We start from the raw sequence: 22,148 nt of genomic DNA on the forward strand, positions 1-22,148 counted from the left end.
TTAGCACTTGCCAATACAAGCTTACTATGATCATGGAATGATATGTCAGCAAGCAATGAAATCATCATCCTGTTAGTATTCGCAGCCTTTTTTGCTGGTTTCATTGATTCAATTGCAGGCGGTGGCGGTCTTGTCACATTGCCGGTGCTACTCATTGCAGGTTTGCCGCCGCTTCAAGCCTTGGCCACCAATAAACTACAGGGGCTTTTCGGCTCTGGCTCCGCTGCTTACACCTATGCATCTAAAGGCCATGTGGACCTAAAAAAGCAAATCGTTCCTGCTATCATATCAGGGTTAGCGGCCTGCATTGGGGCGATATTAATTACACAGCTTCCATCGGAAAACATTCGCCTCATATTACCTGCGCTACTGATCGCCATAGCACTCTTCTTTTGGTTCAAACCTGGCCTTGACGATGTTGACCGCGCCCAAAGACTAACGCCATTTGTATTCATGGCAACATTAGTGCCGCTTATCGGCTTTTATGATGGTTTTTTCGGCCCAGGAACTGGCTCCTTCTTCATGCTTGCTTTTGTAACTCTTTCTGGCTTTGGCATTTTAAAAGCAACCGCGCACACAAAGCTTCTCAATTTTGCTTCAAATATTGGCGGCTTCGTCGTGTTGGCAATCGCTGGCGCAGTGGTTTGGAAGCTTGGAATTTTGATGGGTATTGCACAATTTGCAGGCGCTCAAGTCGGCGCAAGACTAGCGATGAAGCAAGGCTCCCGCATTATTAAACCGCTGCTCACATTGACCTGTATAGCCTTGGCAGCAAAACTACTCTTCGATCAATATTACTAGCGCTTGCCGAACGTTTTGCGCTTTCCAAATGTAGCGGCCCCATGGGTTTCACGCGGTCCCATGCGGCGATCTTGAACCCGTGGAAGTACAGTTGGTTCTTGCGCTTCCTGCATTCGTTCACGCAGTGCATTTAAGATCGCCAGATCAATCGGATCATCTTTATTCAACTCGCCAAGAGCGCGCTCTTCTATATCATTTTCAAGCACATCCTCTTTCAAGATGGAGTGCAAACCACCCTTGATGCCATATTTAGGCACATTGCGCGGCACCAACATGAAAGCGCCCATCGGGTTTGCAGGTTCCGGCGGCTGATGAAACACTTCGATAATTTCACCTTCTGCAACACCAAAAGGAGCACCATTTGCAGGAACCGCATCCGCTTTGATAGCCATATCGATAAACTGAATGGAACGCTTGATCATCCACTCATATGAAACATTGGCTTCTTTGAAAATAACCGGCTTTGGCAGCAAATATTGCGAACCATTCGCCACCATTCCAACCGGCCCTTGATCATTAATATAGCCGTCGCTTGAATAAAGATAAGGGCGGATGAAAAAGCTAGTCAGGGAAGCCTCACTGCCTGCCTGTTCAAAAGCTTGCGGCGAAACCAGATAATCGCTTGGCAGCCAGTGGAAAGCCGCCGCCTGATTGTTGCGATGCATGACATCTGCAATCCGGTAGGCAAGCGTCATAGCGCGCAATGAATCTTGTGTTGAAACAAAATTCTCAGACGTCTCATCGTCAAGATTTGGCACAATATCATAATCATGCAAAGCAAGGTTACGCGCAATCTTCACAAAGCTATGAGCGCTGTGGTTAGCGACACGCTGCTCCGCATCCGGCATCATCATTTTTGTAATAGGTTGCGGAAGACACCCACCGAAGCCTTCAATCGGCAACGGCTTATTCTCTTGAATAATCGTAATCCGGTAATCACCAACAGTAAAAACGGGCGGCTGGCCCAATTCGGAAATCATATGGCAATCGCCGCGACAACCAAGTAACGCCGCTAAATTCGCGATATGTGCTGTGATTTTTTCAGACGCCAATGGCGAGAAGCGGGTGTGCAACAACACACATTCGATCGAACTAATAGGTTGGATTTCCATTTACTTCCCCCGCGTTCTGCAGAGGAAGTTTAAAATGGGAATATTAAGAATTACAAAATTTAAACAGTAATATTAAAACTGATCACCATAGATTTTGCTTACCATTCCACGCCGATTTGCGCTTTAATACCACTGCGGAAAGGATGCTTGATCAGCTCCATTTCCGTTACAAGATCGGCCGCTTCAATCAATTCTTCTTTTGCATTACGGCCAGTTAGAACCACATGCGTCATATGAGGTTTGTGCTCATTCAAGAAACTAACGACTTCATTGATGTCGATGTAATCATAGCGAATAGCAATGTTGATTTCATCGAGCAAAACCATGTGATTGCTCTCGTCTAAAATCTCTTCTTTGGCCTTTGCCCACGCTGCTTGGGCCATTTCGATATCGCGTGATTTGTCCTGTGTTTCCCAAGTAAAGCCTTCGCCCATCGTATGAAAACCACAAACATCTCCAAACTTGGCCAGAATGAGATCGCGCTCGCCGGTGGACATGCCGCCCTTGATAAACTGAACAACGCAGCATTTTCGCCCATGCGCAATATTGCGGAAAATCATACCAAATGCCGCTGTGGATTTGCCTTTTCCTTTGCCCGTATGAACAATGACAAGGCCTTTTTCATCGGTCTTGGTTGCCATGATTTTATCGCGCGCAGCTTTTTTCTTCGCCATTTTCGCGTTGTGTTTTGCAACATCGTCAACCACAGGCTTTTGTTCTTCACTCATATCAAGCTCCAACTATCTCATCTAAATCAAATTTGGCTGAATTGCTGCGCGGCGTCCATAGACCGCGCTCTATTGCTTCATTCAGCCGGTCGGCCATTTCACGCAGCGCATCAGGGTTTTTTGCTTCCATAAATTCACGAACAGCATCATCTACCAGAAACGCATTGTAAACAGCATCAAAATGGTGGTCTTTCACCGCGCCCGTTGTCGCAGCAAAAGCAAACATGTAATCCACTGTTGCCGCCATCTCGAATGCGCCCTTATAACCATGACGCATCACGCCTGCGATCCATTTTGGATTGACAACACGCGCACGCACAACACGGCCAATTTCATCTTCTAACGTGCGAATGACAGGCCGTTCAGGGCGCGAATGATCATTGTGGTAGACAATAGGCTGCTCGCCTTTGAGGTGCTCTACAGCAGCACTCATACCACCTTCAAACTGATAATAATCATCAGAATCGAGCAAATCATGTTCGCGGTTATCTTGATTTTGTACAACAGCTTCCACGCTCTTTAGCCGCGTTTCAAAAATGCCGCGCGCGCCTTCGCCTTCAGCCTTCGCACCATAGGCATAAGAGCCCCAAACCATATAGGCTTCGGCAAGATCAGCTTTGTCAGCCCATCCCTTTTCATCAATAAGCGCTTGAAGACCAGCGCCATAGGCTCCGGGTTTTGATCCAAATACGCGGTAGCCGGATTGCGCCTGAGCCGTCACCAAATCCATACCCTTACCGACAAGCGCATGGCACTCTTTTGCCATACGTGCAGCAATCGGATTGTCAGCTTCATCTTCATCCAATGTGCCAATCGCCCGTATCGCTTTATCAAACAGTGCAATCTGATCGGGGAAAGCATCACGGAAAAAGCCAGATATGCGCAAAGTCACATCAACACGTGGCCGTCCGAGCACCGATGTTGGAATAATTTCATAGCCAGTAACACGGCGCGATACGCCGTCCCAAATTGGCTTTGCTCCGATTAGCGCAAGCGCCTGCGCAATGTCATCACCGCCCGTGCGCATATTGGATGTGCCCCACGCAGTGAGCGCAAAGCTCGTTGGCCATTCGCCATTATCCTGCATATAACGCACGATCAAAAGTTCGGCAGATTTTTTGCCGAGCGTCCAAGCTGTTTCAGTTGGAACGGCACGTGTATCAACCGAATAAAAATTCCGCCCTGTCGGCAAAACATCGGGCCGCCCGCGTGTTGGCGCACCAGACGGTCCAGGTTCAACAAACTGCCCGCCCATCGCGGTCAAAATACCGTCCAGTTCAGCCTGTCCGCACACCACAACGGAAGGACGAATACGCTGGTTTATTTCTTCAAGAACGTTTCGTGTATTTGTCCATTGGTTTTCACAAGCAGTTTCGCCGCTCACCAATTGCGCCGCAAAAAGTTCTATGCGCTCAATCGCATCCCCGTTTGTGCGCCAAACATCGTCGCACACCTCCATGAGAATGCGCGGTTTCTCACCGTCCCACGGCAGGGCCGGATTGCAATCCAATGGATCAACTCCAAGGGCAAAATCAGTAGCAATTGCCCGCTGCAAACTCGCATCTTTTCCCTCGCCTGCACTGCGCGGAACACGTGCCAATGCAACAACCAAATCGGTCAACAAACGGCCTTCTGGTGCAAGGCCAAAAATGTGCAGACCATCACGAATTTGCATCTCTTTGAGATCACACAGATAAGCATCCAGCTTTTCCAGCGCAGCATCATCACGGTCTTGTTTGGCAATACCCGCATCTTTATCAAGACCGATATCACGCACGAGTTCGAGTATGTTCTTCTTTAAGAGTTTTAGCCGGCGCGGATCATTTCCAGCAGCATCATAATATTCATCAACCAGCGCCTCTAAATCTTTAAGAGGCCCATAGGTTTCGGCGCGTGTGAGCGGCGGGGTCAGATGGTCGATAATAACAGCAGAGGTTCGCCGCTTTGCTTGCGTTCCCTCGCCTGGATCATTGACGATAAACGGATAAATATGCGGCAATGGGCCAAACACAGCTTCTGGATAACAGGTTTGAGAAAGCGCCAAAGCCTTGCCCGGCAACCATTCCAGATTGCCATGTTTACCCATGTGAACGACCGCATGCGCACCATAGATTTCGCGCAGATAAATGTAGAACGCCAGATAACCATGCGGCGGCACAAGATCCGGCGAATGGTAGCTTTCTTTCGGATCAATATTATAGCCGCGTGCGGGCTGGATGCCGATAAGCGTTTCACCAAAGCGCGCAAGCGGTAGCGCAAATTTACCATCGACAAAGAACGGATCATTTTCTGGCGCACCCCAGCGCGCAGCGACTTCATCTTGAATCTGAACGGGAAGTTTTGCGAACATCTCCTTGTATTGATTAAAGGAAATCGTTTCGCGAATTTCCCGCACATCAACAGCAGCATTTGTTGGGCCCGCCCGCAAATGATCGATCAACGCATCGCCATCAACAGGTATATCACCAACATTATACCCCGCATCACGCATTGCGCGCAGCACCTCAACTGTTCCAGCGGGCGTATCAAGGCCGACACCATTGGCTAGGCGCCCATCGCGGTTAGGATAGTTCGCCAACACAATGGCGATGTGTTTGTCTTCATTCTGAGTACGCTTGAGCCGCGCCCAATTGGCCGCAAGATCAGCGACAAAATCAACACGGTCAGCAACTGGCTTATGAGCAACGATATTACATTCCACACGCTCATTAAACGCGTCGGCAGATTTGAAAGAAATAGCCCGCGACAACACCCGCCCATCGACCTCAGGCAGGGCAACATTCATCGCCAAATCGCGTGAATTTAACCCTTGGGTAGAAGCTGTCCATGTTGCCTCATCTGAGCTTGAGAGCACGACTTGAAGCACCGGCGCGCCGGTGGATTCAAGCACCGTTTTCTTGCGGTCTGCACCGGGCGTAGAAACCGCAAATCCGGTCGCGTTTAAAACAACATCTGGCGCATGTTTTTCAAACAATTGCGCAACAGTCGCAACGCTCACCTCGTCCTTAAGGCTGGATATATAAATCGGTAACGGGCGAACACCGCGTTCTTGCAGTGCTTTACAAAGCGCATGAATGGGTGCCGTTTGCCCCGACTGCAACAAGGCACGATAGAAGATAATTGCTGCAGTCGGTTGATCTTGTTCGCTTGTATAAAACGCGCCGAACAGCCCAGCTTTGAGTAGCGGACGCGCTTCTTCATCAATCGGCTGACCATCCACGATTGATTGGCAAGCACCTAAAAAGCTTTGCGCATTCGATGCCCCGCCCTGCACGAGAAACTGCCACAGCGCCCAATAATCGGAAACTGAAATAGTCGATAAATCAGCAAGCTCAGCATCTGGCTTATCATCGCCGGGCAATAGAGCGATGCGAACCCCATGTTGCTGCGCCGCCATCATCAGCGCTTCAACACCATAATTCCAATAGGTTTTCCCGCCAAGAAGACGCGCAACGATAAGCTTTGCTTTATTGCCCGTTCGCTCCATCCATGCATCAATCGACATTGGATGCTTGAGTTGAAGCATATTGGCTAATCGAAGACTATCGCACGCGGTCGCATCTGCAGCTTCCGAAAGGCTCGCAAGTTCGGTATCAGCAGAAGATAAAAAGCAAATATCTGCGGGCGACTGACCAAGATCAATCGCCTCCCCATCGCCATCCGTTAGCGAGCCTTTTTGCGCCAGCAATAAATGCATGTTGGATTAAGCCGCAGCTTTGATTTCGGCAGCAATTGCGGCCTGATCCAGATCATGCAAACCAATAACCACCAAACGTGATGAAGGCGTTTCGTCTGTCTGCCAAGCACGATCAAAATAAGTCTCAATACGCTGCCCAACAGCTTGAACAACCAAACGCATCGGCTTGCCCGGAACAGCACAGAAACCTTTCAATCGAAGCACATCATGAGCCGCAATGATTATTTTAAGCCCAGCAATAAACTTTTCCGTATCGGCAATTTCGCCTGTCTCAACAACAAAGCTTTCAAACTCATCATGGTCGTGCTCATGACCATCCGCATGGTGAATTTCATGATGAGACTTACGGTTTTCAATCTCGCCCTCTGTCGCCGAACCAAGTCCAAGCAGCACTTCAATTGGCAATTCGCCATGTTTAGCAGACACTATTTTGAGCGCGCGATCTGTTTGGCTTTGAACAATGGCCACCACAGCCTCAAGACGGTCAGCATCAATCAAGTCTGATTTATTCAACACGATCATATCTGCGGCACGGATTTGGTCTTCGAACAATTCTTCAAGCGGGCTTTCATGATCTAGCTCTTCGTCAGCCGCACGTTGTGCATCCAACTTATCATGATCATGCGCAAAGCGCCCTTCAGATACAGCAGCAGCATCAATCACAGTGATAACACCATCGACAGTGACCTGCGTTTTGATTTCTGGCCAGTTAAAGGCTGCAACAAGCGGCTGCGGCAGCGCCAGACCAGACGTTTCAATGATAATGTGGTCAGGGCGGTTTTCACGCTCCAACAATTTTTCCATTGTTGGAATAAAATCGTCCGCAACGGTACAGCAGATACAACCATTGTTCAGCTCAACAATGTCATCTTCGGTGCATGTATCGATGCCGCAGCCTTTCAGCACATCGCCGTCAACGCCAAGGTCACCAAATTCATTGATAATCAGCGCAATGCGCTTGCCATTAGCGTTTTGCAGCAGATTGCGGATCATTGTTGTTTTACCTGCCCCTAAAAACCCAGTAATCACGGTGGCAGGAATTTTTGCGTTCAACATAGTTTAGCCCTTCATTTTCAGCGGTAATCCCGCTGCGATAAAATAAACTTCATCCGCCATAGCGGCTATTTCTTGGTGTAGTCGTCCAGCGTGATCGCGAAACGCGCGCGCCATGTCGTTTTCAGGCACAATGCCCAGCCCAACCTCATTGCTGACAAGTACGACCGGCGCTTTCATGTCGCTCAATGCTGAGCGCAATATTTGCGAACGCGCCGCAATATCGGCTTGTCCCATCATAAGGTTGGTCACCCATAAGGTGAGGCAATCCACAAGAATGATATGATTTTCACCATCGGCCTCTAGCAGTGCAGCTTCCAGATCATCAGGTGCTTCAATATTAGTCCAGCCAGCGGTTCGTCGCTCTTTGTGCATATCAATGCGCGCGCGCATTTCCTCATCCCAGATTTGCGCCGTTGCAATGTAATGAGGTGAAAGACCGCTCTTTAAGACGAGTTTTTCGGCAAATGTAGATTTACCCGAGCGCGCACCGCCCAAAACAAGCGTTACTCGACCTTTTGTCTCAAAATTAGAAGCTGCGCTCATGTCCGGTTCATCTCATTGCGTTTCATAGCAAGCGCATTGAACGAACCTAAAGGTGAAGACTGCCAGCACAAACCAACTGCCTACACATCTGGCCCGATACAGGACGCCCGCCCTATCAGATCAATCGCAAAGGCAGGTCTCCTGGCTCATGGTTTATCCGGCACATCTACCTTCCCGGGCTATCCCAGTGGTGTCTCATAAAGACGCGGTGTGCTTACCATTCTACAGTCGCGGGGTCGGCAGTGATAAAGGCGCCCGATTTGGGTTCGCCTGTCACATTCCCTTTTCATCCAAAAATGCATAAGCATTTTTAGAACCATTGCACGCCAACATTAGGTCTTTGTTGCAAGCAACGTCAATCAAATTGAAGAGGGTAAGGCAGTTTTCTGTTCATAGCGTTTGGCAACAGCCAGCATCGCATCAATATCCAGCAATTGTTCTAAGCGTTCTGCAAGATCATCAAGCGTCTTTTCAACACTGTCCAAATGGTTGCCGCCAGCTGAAGCAATACCGAAGCTGGCTAGCCAAGCACGCCGAAACGCACCATTATCAAAAAAACCATGAAGATAAGTGCCCATTATCTTTCCATCCGCACTCATAGCGCCATCGGCACGTCCATCAATTATGCTTGTCGGACGCTGACAATCCGCACCAGACGTTTCACCAATATGAATTTCATAGCCCGTCAATGGTACGTCAAACACCGGACTATGTGCACTCACATTGCGCACATTCTTCTTTTGCAACATGATCGTTTCAATATCCAACAAGCCAAGCCCATCAATGGTGCAAGCAGCGCCCTCAATACCATTGGGATCAGCGATCTTCAGCCCGAGCATTTGATAGCCGCCGCAAATACCAACAATATGCCCGCCGCGCTTTGCGTGCGCATATAATTGAACATCCCATCCATTTGCGCGTAGACACGTCAAATCAGCAATGGTTGACTTAGAACCGGGCAAGATAACGATTTGCGAGTCGGCAGGAATAGCCTCACCCTTGCGAATGAAATGAACATCCACATCATCCTCGGCAATCAGCGGATCAAAATCATCAAAGTTGGAAATACGGTCCGTGACCAGCACCGCGACTTGCAAAGCCTTGCCTGATGCAGCCCGTACCAATGTCTCCAGCGCCACAGAATCTTCCGCTGGCAGCTTTCCAGCCTCTGCAAGCCAGGGCACAACACCAAATCCGCGCCAACCTGTAAATTCGGTGATGGCCGTTAAACCATCATCAAACAACGAAACATCGCCGCGAAACTTATTGATAAGAAAACCTGCGATCATAGCGCGGTCTTGATCTGGTAAAATTGTGTGTGTTCCTACAAGCGAAGCAATCACGCCGCCCCGATCAACATCGCCAACCAATATAACAGGTACATTTGCACGGGTCGCAAATCCCATATTGGCAATGTCTCCAGCGCGTAAATTGATTTCAGCTGGTGAACCTGCACCTTCGACAACAACAATGTCTGCTTGTTGCTTGAGTGTCTCAAAACTATCCAAAACGGCGCCGAGTAATTTGGGTTTTAGTTTTTGATAATCCCGCCCCTTTGCGCTTCCGGTTACCTTACCGTGCACAACGACTTGACTGCCAACTTCCGATTGCGGCTTTAACAATACGGGGTTCATGTGAATACTGGGCGCGACACCGCACGCCAGCGCTTGCAACCACTGCGCTCGTCCGATCTCACCGCCATCATCGGCAACAGCTGCATTGTTCGACATGTTTTGCGGCTTAAAGGGACGAACTTTCATGCCGCGATTTTTAAGCGCACGACAAAGGCCAGCAACCAATACGGTCTTGCCAACATCCGAGCCTGTACCCTGCAACATAATAGAAAGTGTCATGATAATCGCGTAGCTCAATTTATCATGAGCGAAAAGCGCAAATATATATTGCCGTAGAGATGACGCAGCGGCACATAAATTTCTTGCGCACTTCATTTAAAGTAAAAAACCGCATCGCAACTATGTGTTGCAATGCGGTTAGTACTCAAAACTTACCACAAATACGCTGTGGCGAAATTCTCTCCGGTACGCAGTACCTGATCCGGAGCAGGCTGTATTGAACGCCTTGCCTCACATCTATAAACACACATCGTTACCACGAGGTTATTGAGACCTTAACCAAGTCTAAATTTTGCACTTTTTATGACTTTTTTTGTTTACACTTTTTAACGATTTCCACAATCATCTGCGCATCATGCAATTCTTACATTGATATTGTCAGGCAAGTGCTGAATGCTCTTGAAGAATCAAAGGAGCTTCGATGATCACTTTCATGGCGATGAGGCCAAAATTGAAAAAAGGCTGTATTTTTATTGCCCTTACGTCACTTTTCGGATGCGTGAGCACAAGCCCAGCCGTTAAGACGAGCTTCTATACAGTTAACGGGCAAACAGGCGCGCAAATCGACCGCGAGCTTCGCGTCAAAGGGCCATTGAGCGGCCATGCGCTTGCCTCGGCTGCGATTAGTTTTGAGCCAGTTTCCCTCTTACAAGAAACCACAAAAGCTGGTTGCAGTTTCAAGACTGCAAAATTTCGTGTGAAGGCTGATATTACATTACCGCGCTGGGCAGACAGACGCGCATCGAAAGACCGTGACTTGCGCCGCGCTTGGGATGGACTTTCGAAATATGCAAAACTTCACGAGCAGATGCACGTAAAGATTGCAGAACAATTTGCCAAACAAATAGGCGAAAGCCTAATGACGCTTCCAACGCATAAAACATGCGAAAAGCTTGATAAAGTGGCCGAAAAAACATTCAAACGTATATTGCGCAGTCATGACCGCGCTCAAAAACGATTCGATGCTATTGAGCAGAAACGACTAGCAGCCCTGTTTGAGGATGCTTAAGTCAAATTCAGCCTTTTCGTAGTCTTTTGTAATTTGCCCGAACGCGTTTAGCCATTGGCTCAATGCTCGCATCCGAAATATCTTGAAGTGATTTGGATATTCCTTGGGCATTAGGAACTTCGCCGCGCATAGCGCCGATAACAAGTGCGCTCCATGCTGAAATCATCTCAGCTTGAGCCGCATTATAACTTTCCATCAGGGCATCTGTTTTTTCGGTTAGAGCCAATTCGCCCTCACCGCCCCGCTTGCCATCTTTAGCAAGCCAAGGTGTCGCAACTTCATACGCCAAAGCTGGCATACGCATGGCGATAACCCAGGGTGCAAGCACCATAACATCCATACCGGATGAACGCCTTTTGAGTGATAAGTCGAATAAGTCAACAGGCGTAAACATAGTGATCTCCGATCATTGGAAATCACACATAATGCTGCAGCGCAATAAAATCAAGCTTTATCGCGCTGCAGTGCAGCATAGGCGCTACTAAAGTGTTTTCATAGCCCCATCAAGTGCAGCCTTAACCCGCTCAACGGCCATATCAATATGTTCGCGAGTCCAGATCAATGGCGGTGACATAATCATCGTATCACCAACAGCACGCATCATAATATTATTGGCAATTGCGTTATCGCGCACAGCACTCGCCCCAGAACCCGATGGTTCGTGACGCGATTTGCTTTTCTTGTCCTTGACGATTTCAATCGCAATCAAAAAGCCTTTTCCGCGGATTTCACCAACCAAAGGATGATCGCCAATCTTATCTTGAAGGCTCTTGAGCAGGTAAGCACCCGTTTCATCACGAACCTGCTCAATCATTCCTTCACGTTCAATGATTTCCAAATTGCGAAGCCCGACAGCACAGGCAACAGGATGCGCTGAATAAGTATAACCGTGATAAAACTCACCGCCCTTTTCAACCAGTGTCTTGGCGACACGGTCACCAACAATCAGTGCAGACAAAGGCATATAACCCGATGTGAGGCCTTTTGCCGTTGTTATCGTATCCGCTTTGATATTCATCGACTGTGCCGCGAACCAATCGCCAGTGCGGCCATAGCCGGTAATCACTTCATCCAGCATCAACAACACGTCGTATTTTTCGCATATGCGCTGAATTTCAGGCCAATAGCTCGCCGGTGGAATTTTAACCCCGCCCGCTCCCTGAATTGGCTCGCCAATAAACGCCGCCACATTTTCAGGTCCAGCTTCGAGAATTGCATCTTCCACGGCTTTAGCAGCACGTAGGCCAAATGCCTCTTCGCTTTCACCTTCTTGCGCAAGTCCATAATAATAAGGACACATCACATGTTTGATGTTCGGTACAGCGCCATTGAGTTGTTCGTGCATTGCACTCATACCGCCAAGCGAAGTCGCTGCCACGGTGGAACCATGATAGGCATTATCGCGCGATATAATGATGTTCTTTTCTGGCTTGCCTTCCAGCACCCAAAAATGACGCACCAAACGAAGCGCTGTATCATTAGCCTCAGAGCCCGATGAGCCAAAGAATACTTGGTTCATATTATCAGGTGCAAGCGATGCAATTTTCTCTGCCAACAAAACCGGCGTTGGCGTCGTGCATTTGAAGAATGAATTGTAATATGGCAATTCGCGCATTTGCTCTGCGGCAACATCCGCTAATTCGTCAAATCCATAGCCAATATTAACACACCAAAGCCCTGCCATAGCATCGAGAATCTCGTTGCCTTCGCTATCATAAATAAAGGCACCCTTGGCATGTGTAACGATGCGGCTACCAGCATCACGTAATTCTTTGTGGTCAGTGAAGGGATGCAAATGATGTTTAGCATCCATTTTTTGAAGTTGTTCAGTCGAATAATTTTGAAAAGTCATGATCAGTTCCTGAAATTGTGAAGATTAATGAATCAGGAAAGATTCGGCGGCGAATAGCCGATCCGTGCGCAAAGCAATAAAAGCTCAGCATGGCGTGATAATGTTGTGGTTTTCAATCTCATGACAGAAACCTATCAGAGCTACAAAACTTGGCAATCAACAAATGTCGGTTGAGGGTAAATCATTTTTAAAAACCTCTGATCGTTTTTGAAAATGACTGAACTGTTTTCAAATCTGCGCAGCACGAAGCCAATAGATCAACCATCTCTAGCCCATCGAATTTATTAAACGAAAGGGACACAAGATGTTTGACCTCAAAAAGAATAAAACAGCAATCGCAGCGATTACACTTATTGCAGCAATGCAAATGGGTATCACAACAGCGAGCGCTGACACTAAAGCACCGAAACAAAACGCTGAAATTGTAGAACTAGACAACCAAGCAACTGGCAGCATTAAAACATGTGATCCGTCTGCGCTTGGTGCCGACTTTGTTTGCCGCATCACTAAGGGAAATCCCAACCCACAATTCCCTAGTGCCCCCACCGGCAACTTCGGCATATAAGCGCCATTATCAGCAGTGCTCTTTTAAATTGAGCGCTGCTGATATATCTGACTTGAATGACGATTATCGAACTCATTGAAAGCTCTATGAGAGGCGGCGCCGCTGCCCTTTGTATGGCTTTAATTTTACAGCTCCTCGCAAGGCGCCCGATTACCGCTGCCGCTGCATTTGGCAGCCTGTTTTTGGCAGGCGCAGCTGTTTATTCAGTCGTCGCACTCCCCATCGTGCGCGAAGCAATGGGGCTATACATCATCCCATTTAAAATGCTCGGCATGTTATCGCCTGCTTTTTTCTGGCTTTTTATTGAAGCATTACATGATGATCATTATAGATGGCGTTGGTACAAATCAGTCCCGCTCATTTTGATCGGCACTCTTTATCTTATCTGCATCCCGTTTCCGCCTATAGCAATCTATGCAAAAACGCTGCAAGTCATCATCGTGACCCTGCTTATGGGCTGGACCATTAAAAGAGTTCGCTGCTGCTACCGCGATGATCTTGTGGCTTCAAGGCGCTACTTTGGGCGTGCCATGCGCGTACTTGTTCCACTTATCGGCGTTGCAATTATCGGCATTGAAATTCTTGAAACAATAGAAATACAGCATGCTGTTGCCCGCCTCACCGTTGCGAGCGCGATTTTAGGTGTCGGCATTATTTTGGTCATATCTGTTTTGACATTGCGTCAATCCCTGTTGCCAATATCAACATCCGCACAAAACTTGACCTTAAATACTGAAGAACTAAGCGCGGCAGACCGTATTGATCTGGGGCGTTTGCGCGACCTCATGGAAGAAGGTGCTTATTTGCATTCCGGCCTTTCAATTGGTCAATTGGCCACGCAGATGAACATTCCAGAACATCGTCTGCGCAAACTGATCAACAATGGTCTCGGCTACAGAAATTTCGCCGCCTTTATCAATGATCATCGTATAGCGGACGCGAAAAAGCGGCTTGCCGAACCAAGCTTTGCGCGCGAGCAAATCACCAGCCTTGCCTTTGATTTAGGCTACACGTCGCTGGCACCGTTTAACCGTGCTTTTCGTGAAAGAACAGGACAAAGTCCGACGGAATTTAGAGAACAAAATCTTACTCAAACGGCATAATCGCTGGCTAAAAACTGAGCACAGCACAACGCATCTTTAGCAAAGGAACGAAGCACTATGGCGCTAAAACGATTTGCAACTGAATTTGGTATGGGTGTTGATCTGCGTGGTCAGGATTACACAAAGGCAGCAATACGCGCCGTCAAAGATGCGCTCTATCGCAACTCGCTTACTGTCGCCCATGCACTTGATAAAGACCCGTCCGAGATGGTCGTTAAATGCGTCATCGGCATTGCAAAGCCAGACCTCGTGGACACGGCAGAAGTCGCCAAAGTCTTCCCTTATGGCGACATAACGGTCACAGCTGAAATTGGCGGGCTGGACCAAGGAAAGCCCGATACTGGCGGCGTGACGACAATGGCAGTTGCCGCTGTGCAAGTTTGGCTCGATATTTGAGCATCATCTTTGGATTTGACAAGCAAGCAAGATTGAGGCTAATGCCGCCTTGGGCTTGAGGTGCCTGCCGCTCACTGAAAATGGTGAAACCTTTTTAAAGTTGAATTCTGCATCCCGTTTATTGCGGTCATGTGGTAATGTGAGCCCCACTTCAAAGACCGCCTCAACGGAGGCAAGAATGCAATCGAACAATAACACACCACTACAGCGTGCCAAATTCCGCGCACGGCAAATGCGGGTTGAACAGTCAAAAATTGGCTATCAGCTATCGCACGGCCAAGCACTTGAGTTGGTTGCCAAAGAACTAGGCTACAGAGACTGGAACACCGCTGCGGCCCTGCTCTCAAATTATCCAGATATTTCGGTACAAGTTGGCGATCATGTGCGTGGCACATATCTCAAACAGCCATTCACAGGCCGCGTTCTATCGGTGACAGAGCAAGGCGGCGGGGCTTATTTCCGTGTGACGCTTGATTTGGATGAAGCTGTTGATGTTGTCACATTTGATAGCTTTTCAGCTTTCAGAAAACGCATCAATGCGCAAATCGACATTAAAGGCGATTCACCAGCAAAAACCAGCGATGGCGAACCGCATTTATCCATTCTTGGGCATGTGCACGGGTGAAAAGCTACAAAGGCAGCAGTTTATTCTGCTGCCTGCACCTCTTCATATCGTCCAATTTTCGCCGCACAGAACTTGAACTCAGGAATTTTGCCAAATGGATCAAGTTGCGGATTTGTAAGCACATTCGCTGGGCTTTCATTAAAGCAGAACGGAATAAAAATCATACCATCCGCCACTTCGCGGTCGGCGCGCAACACGGCCGAAATCGCGCCACGGCGCGTTTCAACACTGACCATTTCACCCACAACCAAGCCCTGACGCGCAATCTCATACGGGTTCATGGCGGCAATGCCTTCCGGTTCAATGTGATCAAGAACGTCTGAACGGCGTGTCATTGCCCCCGTGTGCCAATGTTCAAGCAAACGGCCCGTTGTCAGCACCATCGGAAATTCTTCGTCCGGCACTTCATCCGGTGCACGCAAATCCGCAGGCACCAGCTTACCGCTGCCATCAGCCGTTGGAAAACCGTCTTCAAAAATCACGGCACTTCCCGGTTCATTTTCGCTTTTCGCAGGATAGGTAACAGCATCTTCTTTAATAAGGCGCGACCAAGGAATATTGTTCAATGATGGCATAACAAGCATCATTTCATTGTAGACATCACTAACGTCACCATAAGTCCAGCCAAGGCCCATCCGGTTGGCAAGATCAATGATAATGTCCAAGTCCTGTCGCGCTTCTCCGGGCGGATCAAGCGCTGGACGTCCGATCTGTATCTGGCGGTTCGTATTGGTAAATGTACCAAGCTTTTCTGAATGCACAGAAGCAGGAAGAACCACATCAGCATGCCATGCCGTTTCAGTCAGAAAAATATCTTGAACAACAAGATGTTTCAGTTTGGCGAGTGCAGCACGCGCATGAAGCTGATCTGGGTCTGACATTGCTGGGTTTTCGCCCATAATATACATGCCGTGGATCTTATCTTCATGGATAGCATCCATGATTTCAACAACGGTAAGACCGCGTTTCGGATCAATAGTTGCGCCCCAAACATTTTCAAACTGGCTACGAATATCGGCGTTCTCTACGCTTTTATAGTCAGGCAAAAACATCGGAATAAGGCCCGCATCTGAGGCCCCTTGCACATTGTTTTGGCCGCGCAATGGATGCAGACCTGTGCCTTCACGCCCGATCTGCCCCGTAATCAAAGCCATCGCAATCAGGCAGCGAGAATTATCCGTGCCATGCGTATGCTGCGAAATGCCCATGCCCCAAAAAATGATGGACCGCTCGGACGTTGCATAAAGACGCGCCACTTCGCGCAAAGTCTCTGCCGGAATGCCGCAAACTTCGGCCATGTCTTCGGGCGCAAAGTCTTTGACCTTTTCTTTAAGCGCCGCAAAGCCCGTTACATTGGCTTGAATATATTGCTCGTCATAAAGCTCTTCATCAACGATCACATGCAGCAAAGCATTCAGCATCGCGACATCTGTGCCCGGCTTGAACTGCAGAGCATGCTCTGCAAATTTCATCATGTCCTGCTTGCGCGGGTCCATGACAACGATCTTGGTGCCCTTTTTTGCCGCTTGCTTGAAATAGGTCGCAGCAACCGGATGGTTGGTGGCTGGGCGTGCGCCAATAATAATCACGCAGTCAGACACCATTGCATCTGTAAATGGCGCGGACACAGCACCGGAGCCAACGCCTTCCAGAAGCGCTGCAACCGACGAAGCATGGCAAAGCCGCGTACAATGATCGACATTATTGGTGCCAAAACCTTGGCGCACCAATTTCTGGAACAGATAAGCTTCTTCGTTCGAACCCTTGGCTGAACCAAAACCGCTGAGCGCATCGCCGCCATATTCTTTTTCAATCGCCATCAGCCCTTCAGCGGACTTAGCCATCGCTTCTTCCCATGTCGCTTCGCGAAAAACGTCTTCGATTTTCATAAAGCGCATATCGATATCGCCGCGCTTGGGCGCATCATCACGGCGGATTAATGGCTTGGTTAGACGCTCATTGCTCATCGCATAGTCATAGCCAAAGCGACCTTTAACGCAGAGCCGATTTTCATTGGCCGGTCCGTCGCGGCCATCAACCTGTACAATCTTATTGTCTTTGACATTAATCGTTGTCTGGCAACCAACACCGCAAAACGGGCAAACGGAATTGACAGATTTATCAAACTCTTTGATTTTGCGTGTTTTTCCCGCCTCATCCATAAGCGTTTTTTCATAAAGCGCTCCGGTTGGACAAGCCTGAACACACTCGCCGCATGTCACACAGGTAGAAAGCCCCATCGGATCATGAATATCAAAAACGGGCACTGAGTGAGAGCCGCGCTGCGCCATGCCGATCACATCATTAACCTGCACTTCGCGGCACGCACGCACGCATAGACCGCAAGCAATACATGCATCCATATTCACAGCAATGGCCGGATTTGATATGTCATGCACTTCGCGCGGGGCATCGGCAAATTTGTTCGGCAGACGGTCCGAACCGTCAATGCCAAAGCTTTCCGCCCATGCCCAAAAGACGGATTTATCATCAGGGCCGCTATCGCGCGCAGGCATATCAGCGGCGAGCATTTCAAATACCATTTTACGGCTTTTTTCTGCACGCTCTGTCGCCGTATTTACCTTCATGCCTTCTAACGGTTTACGGATACATGACGCAGCAAGATTACGCTCGCCCTCAATATCCACCATGCAAGCACGGCAGTTACCATCCGAGCGGTAACCGGGCTTATCAAGATAACATAAGTGAGGAATGTCCACGCCTTCGCGCTTTGCAACCTGCCAAATGGTTTCGCCATCTTCGGCGATTGCCGACTTGCCATTAAGAGTAAAACTGACTTGCTTGCTCATCACAAATCCTCCCTAAAATGGGTCAGCAAATGATTGACCGGATTGGGTGCCGCCTGCCCCAGGCCGCAGATCGACGCATCGCGCATAACTTGTTCAATATCGCGGATGGTTTCCTCATCCAGCTTGCCTTCTTTGCGCAAAAGCTTGGATAGTTTTTCAGTACCGCTTCGGCACGGCGTACATTGGCCGCAACTTTCATGCGCAAAAAAATCGATCAAATTGATGACCGCATCTTTGATATTATCCTGATCCGATAAGATTACGACAGCGTGCGATCCCACAAAGGCACCATGCTGGAAAAGACTATCGCCGAAATCTAGCGGAATATCATCCATGGATGCTGGTAAAATACCGCCCGATGCACCGCCCGGAAGATAGGCTTTGAATTTGTGTCCATCGGCCATACCGCCGCAATATTCATCAATCAGTTCGCGCACGGTAACACCAGCAGGCGCTTGTTTGACACCTGGCTCTTTAACACGGCCCGACACAGACCATGACCGAATACCTGGATGGTCAGGTTTGCCCTGATCTTCAAACCATTGAGGCCCATTTTCCACGATGTCACGTATCCACCACAATGTTTCAACATTGTGATTAAGCGTCGGACGGCCAAACAAACCTACCTCTGCGATGTAAGGCGGGCGATGCCGTGGCAATCCGCGCTTGCCTTCAATCGACTCGATCATCGCGCTTTCTTCGCCGCAAATATATGCGCCAGCGCCGCGCCGTAATTCGATAAAGCCTTTATCTATGATTTCGGCTTCTTCAAGCGCTGCGATTTCAGTACGTAAAATTTCCAAAACAGCAGGATATTCATCCCGCATATAAAGATAGATACGTGTCGCTTCGACCGCATGGGCTGCAACAATTGCACCTTCGAACATGCGATGCGGATCACTTTCGAGATAGTACCGATCTTTAAATGTACCAGGTTCGCCTTCATCACCATTGATGGTCATCAGGCGCGGACCGGGGTAGCCTTTTACAAAACCCCATTTTTTTCCCGCTGGGAACCCTGCTCCACCAAGACCGCGCAAACCTGCACCGCTTAGCGTTTCAATCAACATGTCAACAGTCAGCTCGTTGGCACGCACACGGTCAAGCACCTGATAGCCACCGCTCTCCTGATAGGCATGAAGATTGATATAGTCAGGCACAGCAACATCAAACTCGCCAAGCTCACTCATTTTAAGAAGCTTTTCCGTCGAAGCATTGTCTACTTCGCGGTCACCAATGCGCGCTGCAGGTGCGCCAGCACAGCGCCCCATACAAGGGGCCCGTAAAACACGCACATGATTTGGGTTCGCATTTGCGCTTAAATTGGCGAGCAGATCTTCCGCACCATTCATCATACAGGACAATGAATCGCACACGCGAATGGTAAGCGGCGCAGGCTTTTCGTCATTTTCCCGAATAACATCAAAATTATCGTAGAAGGATGCAACTTCATATATTTCAGCCTGGCCGATGCGCATTTCCTCTGCCAGAGCACGAATATGACGCGCTTCTATGCAGCCGAACATGTCTTGAATTTTATGAAGATTTTCGATTAGCAAATCGCGAGCAACCGATGCGCCTGCCAAAGCAAGCCTTATTTCGTCCAGCGCTGTGTCTTCAAGCTGACGTCCTTTAGTAAGGCTGCTTTTTCGGCCTTTGCGCATGGGCGTCAAATCATTCATCTAAAATCATCCAATATCATCATTATCACAACTTAATTCGACAAAGAGCAATAGGCTTTTCCTAAAGCGTCGTTAATGCGTCGTGTTTATCTATAGTCCAGATGATTACTGGATTTTGTAGCCCACGACCACCCATTGCAAAACATACAATTCAAATATCTCAGATTTTGAACCACAGCATGTTCATATAGCTGACATATGAATCTGGTCTAGCGGACTGAAATTGAAACGGTTCTGCTATGATTGAAACCAAGCACCACAAAACGATTTTCATTTCCGATGTTCATTTGGGCACTCGCGGCTGCCAAGCCGAAATGCTTTTGGACTTTCTGCGCCATAATGATGCCGACAAGATTTATCTCGTTGGTGACATTTTTGACGGCTGGCGAATGAAGAAGGCTTTTTATTGGCCTCAAACGCATAATGATGTTGTTCAGAAGCTACTGCGCAAAGCGCGTAAGGGCACTGAAATAATTTATATTCCGGGCAATCATGATGAAATGCTGCGCGGGTTCCTTGGCACCCATTTTGGCGGCATTGAAGTACGCGACCGCGACATTCACAAATCCGCAGACGGCATGAGATATCTCGTCATTCACGGCGACCAGTTTGATATGGTTGTCATGGGCGCAAAATGGCTCGCCCATGCTGGTGACTGGGCCTATGACTTTTTGCTCTGGTTCAACGGGTGGTTCAATCGTGTGCGCCGCCTTTGGGGTGGCCAATATTGGTCCTTATCTAAATGGGCAAAACTCAAGGTTAAACAAGCAGTCAATTTTATTGGCGACTTTGAAGAAGCGCTCGCAACAGAAGCGAAAAAAACGCGCGTTGACGGTGTTATCTGCGGCCATATTCACCATGCAGCACTGCATGATTTAAACGGCATTCGTTATGTAAACACAGGCGACTGGGTGGAGAGTTGCACTGCAATTTTAGAAGATGAAAGTGGCAAGTTTCATCTCGTCGATTGGGCCGAAGAGATGCGCCTTAGAAACCTTAAATTATTGGCCGCCAGCGCTCCACAATCAACCAATACGAATGGCAAACAATCCGCCGCTTAAAGGGCAGAAATCACACAATGTCAGCAATTCAAAACACTGTACGCACTCAGCTTGGTGCAGCCGTACAACGCAATAAAGCCCTCAGCATAGATGGTATTTTAGAGCGTATGTTTGCCAAAACATTCACGGGCTTGGTCTATCCGCAAATATGGGAAGACCCAGAGCAAGATATGAAGGCGCTGAACATTCAGCACACCGATCATGTTGTTACGATTGCTTCTGGTGGCTGTAATATAATGAGCTATCTGACCGCCCAGCCAGCATCCATAACAGCGGTTGATTTGTCTCCGGCTCACATCGCGCTCAACCGCTTGAAATATACCGCTGCACTTCACTTACCTGATTATGATGCTTTTTATCAGTTTTTTGGCAAAGCGAATGTCAAAGGCAATGCTGCATTATTTGACCATTACATTGCTCCCTATTTAGATCAACAATCGCTAGACTATTGGAATGGACGCAAAGGCTTACGCGCGCGCCGGATCGATATGTTTGAAGATGGTTTTTACCGTTACGGCGCACTTGGTAAGTTCATCGGCATTGCACATTTCATGTCACGATTATTGGGCGTGGATTACAAAGCGTTTTTGGCCTGCAAAACACAGGCAGAGCAAAAAGCATTTTTCGACGCAAAAATGCGCCCTGCCCTTAATGCAAAACTCATCAAATTCATCACGTCTAACCGTGCATCTCTTTTTGGTCTCGGCATTCCGCCGCAGCAATATGAGGCCCTCGCCGGAGCCGCAGATGGCGACATTCATGCAGTGCTCATTGAGCGTACACGCAAACTCATGTGTGATTTTCCATTGCATGAAAACTACTTTGCTTGGCAGGCGTTTAACCGCTCTTACAAACAAGATGGCACAGGACCGCTGCCCCTATACCTACAAAAAGAACACTATGAAACTGTGCGCAACAATGTTCACAAGGCCGAAATCCACAATCGTAACCTCACCGATCTGTTGGAGGAAATGCCCGCCGAGACTAAAAATTGCTACATCCTACTCGACGCACAAGACTGGATGACCGATCAGCAGCTCAACGCAATGTGGAAACAAATTGATCGCACAGCTCAAAGTGGTGCGCGCGTAATCTACCGCACTGCTGGCACCGATGACATTCTTCAAGGGCGTGTGGATACCCAAATACTCGGCAACTGGCATTATGATCAACAACGCTCACAAGCGCTCAATCTGGAAGACCGCTCTGCGATTTATGGCGGCTTTCATATTTACACCCGAAAATAGAGTAAGAT

Annotated in this window: 18 protein-coding genes and 1 riboswitch; of the genes, 8 read left to right on the forward strand and 10 right to left on the reverse strand. The window is 48.5% G+C overall.

Annotation, left to right across the window (positions count from 1 at the left end; all coding sequences use genetic code 11):
- The first annotated feature begins 42 nt into the window (after positions 1 to 42).
- Positions 43 to 801, forward strand: a complete 759-nt coding sequence (locus C504_RS0105560; RefSeq protein ID WP_018688324.1) for a TSUP family transporter — start codon at positions 43 to 45, stop codon at positions 799 to 801.
- On the opposite strand, the gene C504_RS0105565 is transcribed toward C504_RS0105560, so the two are convergent.
- The 6 genes from C504_RS0105565 to C504_RS17260 all read right to left on the reverse strand — a co-directional run bounded on the left by C504_RS0105565 (position 798) and on the right by C504_RS17260 (position 9,790).
- Complete coding sequence (locus C504_RS0105565) at positions 798 to 1,913, reverse strand: hypothetical protein (protein ID WP_018688325.1); 1,116 nt, start codon at positions 1,911 to 1,913, stop codon at positions 798 to 800. The two genes, C504_RS0105560 and C504_RS0105565, sit on opposite strands and share 4 nt — an antisense overlap.
- Positions 1,914 to 2,011: 98 nt before the next feature.
- Entirely contained in the window at positions 2,012 to 2,641 is a 630-nt protein-coding gene (gene cobO, locus C504_RS0105570) for a cob(I)yrinic acid a,c-diamide adenosyltransferase (protein ID WP_018688326.1), read from the reverse strand.
- Position 2,642: 1 nt separating this feature from the next.
- Positions 2,643 to 6,338, reverse strand: coding sequence for a cobaltochelatase subunit CobN (gene cobN, locus C504_RS0105575; protein WP_018688327.1), 3,696 nt, complete (start codon positions 6,336 to 6,338; stop codon positions 2,643 to 2,645).
- 6 nt (positions 6,339 to 6,344) lie between these two features.
- A complete protein-coding gene (gene cobW, locus C504_RS0105580) occupies positions 6,345 to 7,394 on the reverse strand; it encodes a cobalamin biosynthesis protein CobW (protein WP_018688328.1) in 1,050 nt (349 codons plus the stop codon).
- Positions 7,395 to 7,397: 3 nt separating this feature from the next.
- Positions 7,398 to 7,937, reverse strand: a complete 540-nt coding sequence (cobU, locus tag C504_RS0105585; RefSeq protein WP_018688329.1) for a bifunctional adenosylcobinamide kinase/adenosylcobinamide-phosphate guanylyltransferase — start codon at positions 7,935 to 7,937, stop codon at positions 7,398 to 7,400.
- 114 nt (positions 7,938 to 8,051) lie between these two features.
- Positions 8,052 to 8,273: riboswitch (cobalamin riboswitch) on the reverse strand.
- A 23-nt stretch (positions 8,274 to 8,296) separates the two neighbouring features.
- The gene (locus C504_RS17260) at positions 8,297 to 9,790 is read right to left on the reverse strand and encodes a cobyric acid synthase (RefSeq protein ID WP_041951595.1); all 1,494 of its coding nucleotides are present in this window, start codon (positions 9,788 to 9,790) and stop codon (positions 8,297 to 8,299) included.
- A 421-nt stretch (positions 9,791 to 10,211) separates the two neighbouring features.
- Between C504_RS17260 and C504_RS0105595 the strand changes: the two genes are divergently transcribed.
- The gene (locus C504_RS0105595) at positions 10,212 to 10,799 is read left to right on the forward strand and encodes a DUF922 domain-containing protein (RefSeq protein WP_018688331.1); all 588 of its coding nucleotides are present in this window, start codon (positions 10,212 to 10,214) and stop codon (positions 10,797 to 10,799) included.
- 7 nt (positions 10,800 to 10,806) lie between these two features.
- On the opposite strand, the gene C504_RS0105600 is transcribed toward C504_RS0105595, so the two are convergent.
- Together C504_RS0105600 and C504_RS0105605 are read right to left on the reverse strand one after the other, a co-directional pair.
- Positions 10,807 to 11,193, reverse strand: coding sequence for a hypothetical protein (locus C504_RS0105600; protein ID WP_018688332.1), 387 nt, complete (start codon positions 11,191 to 11,193; stop codon positions 10,807 to 10,809).
- Between the two features lie 87 nt (positions 11,194 to 11,280).
- Entirely contained in the window at positions 11,281 to 12,651 is a 1,371-nt protein-coding gene (locus C504_RS0105605) for an aspartate aminotransferase family protein (protein WP_018688333.1), read from the reverse strand.
- Positions 12,652 to 12,955: 304 nt separating this feature from the next.
- Between C504_RS0105605 and C504_RS0105610 the strand changes: the two genes are divergently transcribed.
- From C504_RS0105610 to C504_RS0105625, 4 genes are all read left to right on the forward strand, one after another.
- On the forward strand, positions 12,956 to 13,216 hold the full coding sequence (locus tag C504_RS0105610; RefSeq protein WP_018688334.1) for a hypothetical protein: 261 nt from the start codon (positions 12,956 to 12,958) through the stop codon (positions 13,214 to 13,216).
- Between the two features lie 56 nt (positions 13,217 to 13,272).
- The gene (locus tag C504_RS0105615; protein WP_018688335.1) at positions 13,273 to 14,319 is read left to right on the forward strand and encodes a helix-turn-helix domain-containing protein; all 1,047 of its coding nucleotides are present in this window, start codon (positions 13,273 to 13,275) and stop codon (positions 14,317 to 14,319) included.
- A gap of 57 nt (positions 14,320 to 14,376) precedes the next feature.
- Complete coding sequence (locus tag C504_RS0105620) at positions 14,377 to 14,715, forward strand: Lin0512 family protein (RefSeq protein ID WP_018688336.1); 339 nt, start codon at positions 14,377 to 14,379, stop codon at positions 14,713 to 14,715.
- A 178-nt stretch (positions 14,716 to 14,893) separates the two neighbouring features.
- Positions 14,894 to 15,340: a glyoxalase superfamily protein gene (locus C504_RS0105625; RefSeq protein ID WP_018688337.1), complete on the forward strand. Its 447-nt coding sequence runs from the start codon at positions 14,894 to 14,896 to the stop codon at positions 15,338 to 15,340.
- Positions 15,341 to 15,360: 20 nt separating this feature from the next.
- On the opposite strand, the gene fdhF is transcribed toward C504_RS0105625, so the two are convergent.
- Positions 15,361 to 18,150 carry a formate dehydrogenase subunit alpha gene (fdhF, locus tag C504_RS0105630; RefSeq protein ID WP_018688338.1) on the reverse strand — a complete coding sequence of 930 codons (2,790 nt, stop codon included), beginning with the start codon at positions 18,148 to 18,150 and terminating at the stop codon, positions 15,361 to 15,363.
- On the reverse strand, positions 18,150 to 19,832 hold the full coding sequence (locus C504_RS0105635) for an NADH-ubiquinone oxidoreductase-F iron-sulfur binding region domain-containing protein (protein WP_018688339.1): 1,683 nt from the start codon (positions 19,830 to 19,832) through the stop codon (positions 18,150 to 18,152). Before C504_RS0105635 ends, fdhF begins: the two co-directional genes overlap by 1 nt.
- Before the next feature lie 239 nt (positions 19,833 to 20,071).
- Here C504_RS0105635 and C504_RS17265 point away from each other — a divergent pair, with 239 nt between their 5' ends.
- Together C504_RS17265 and C504_RS0105645 are read left to right on the forward strand one after the other, a co-directional pair.
- On the forward strand, positions 20,072 to 20,893 hold the full coding sequence (locus C504_RS17265; RefSeq protein ID WP_018688340.1) for a UDP-2,3-diacylglucosamine diphosphatase: 822 nt from the start codon (positions 20,072 to 20,074) through the stop codon (positions 20,891 to 20,893).
- Between the two features lie 17 nt (positions 20,894 to 20,910).
- Positions 20,911 to 22,140: a BtaA family protein gene (locus C504_RS0105645; RefSeq protein ID WP_018688341.1), complete on the forward strand. Its 1,230-nt coding sequence runs from the start codon at positions 20,911 to 20,913 to the stop codon at positions 22,138 to 22,140.
- Positions 22,141 to 22,148 lie beyond the last annotated feature (8 nt).

Origin of the sequence: Ahrensia kielensis DSM 5890, from assembly GCF_000374465.1 — a bacterium.
GTDB lineage: Bacteria > Pseudomonadota > Alphaproteobacteria > Rhizobiales > Rhizobiaceae > Ahrensia > Ahrensia kielensis.

What these genes read in the sequence shown, in the direction of transcription:
- C504_RS0105560 (WP_018688324.1), top strand. Translation starts at nt 43, where the DNA reads ATGTCAGCAAGCAATGAAATCATCATCCTGTTAGTATTCGCAGCCTTT.
- C504_RS0105565 (WP_018688325.1), bottom strand. Translation starts at nt 1,913, where the DNA reads ATGGAAATCCAACCTATTAGTTCGATCGAATGTGTGTTGTTGCACACC.
- cobO (WP_018688326.1), bottom strand. Translation starts at nt 2,641, where the DNA reads ATGAGTGAAGAACAAAAGCCTGTGGTTGACGATGTTGCAAAACACAAC.
- cobN (WP_018688327.1), bottom strand. Translation starts at nt 6,338, where the DNA reads ATGCATTTATTGCTGGCGCAAAAAGGCTCGCTAACGGATGGCGATGGG.
- cobW (WP_018688328.1), bottom strand. Translation starts at nt 7,394, where the DNA reads ATGTTGAACGCAAAAATTCCTGCCACCGTGATTACTGGGTTTTTAGGG.
- cobU (WP_018688329.1), bottom strand. Translation starts at nt 7,937, where the DNA reads ATGAGCGCAGCTTCTAATTTTGAGACAAAAGGTCGAGTAACGCTTGTT.
- C504_RS17260 (WP_041951595.1), bottom strand. Translation starts at nt 9,790, where the DNA reads ATGACACTTTCTATTATGTTGCAGGGTACAGGCTCGGATGTTGGCAAG.
- C504_RS0105595 (WP_018688331.1), top strand. Translation starts at nt 10,212, where the DNA reads ATGATCACTTTCATGGCGATGAGGCCAAAATTGAAAAAAGGCTGTATT.
- C504_RS0105600 (WP_018688332.1), bottom strand. Translation starts at nt 11,193, where the DNA reads ATGTTTACGCCTGTTGACTTATTCGACTTATCACTCAAAAGGCGTTCA.
- C504_RS0105605 (WP_018688333.1), bottom strand. Translation starts at nt 12,651, where the DNA reads ATGACTTTTCAAAATTATTCGACTGAACAACTTCAAAAAATGGATGCT.
- C504_RS0105610 (WP_018688334.1), top strand. Translation starts at nt 12,956, where the DNA reads ATGTTTGACCTCAAAAAGAATAAAACAGCAATCGCAGCGATTACACTT.
- C504_RS0105615 (WP_018688335.1), top strand. Translation starts at nt 13,273, where the DNA reads ATGACGATTATCGAACTCATTGAAAGCTCTATGAGAGGCGGCGCCGCT.
- C504_RS0105620 (WP_018688336.1), top strand. Translation starts at nt 14,377, where the DNA reads ATGGCGCTAAAACGATTTGCAACTGAATTTGGTATGGGTGTTGATCTG.
- C504_RS0105625 (WP_018688337.1), top strand. Translation starts at nt 14,894, where the DNA reads ATGCAATCGAACAATAACACACCACTACAGCGTGCCAAATTCCGCGCA.
- fdhF (WP_018688338.1), bottom strand. Translation starts at nt 18,150, where the DNA reads ATGAGCAAGCAAGTCAGTTTTACTCTTAATGGCAAGTCGGCAATCGCC.
- C504_RS0105635 (WP_018688339.1), bottom strand. Translation starts at nt 19,832, where the DNA reads ATGAATGATTTGACGCCCATGCGCAAAGGCCGAAAAAGCAGCCTTACT.
- C504_RS17265 (WP_018688340.1), top strand. Translation starts at nt 20,072, where the DNA reads ATGATTGAAACCAAGCACCACAAAACGATTTTCATTTCCGATGTTCAT.
- C504_RS0105645 (WP_018688341.1), top strand. Translation starts at nt 20,911, where the DNA reads ATGTCAGCAATTCAAAACACTGTACGCACTCAGCTTGGTGCAGCCGTA.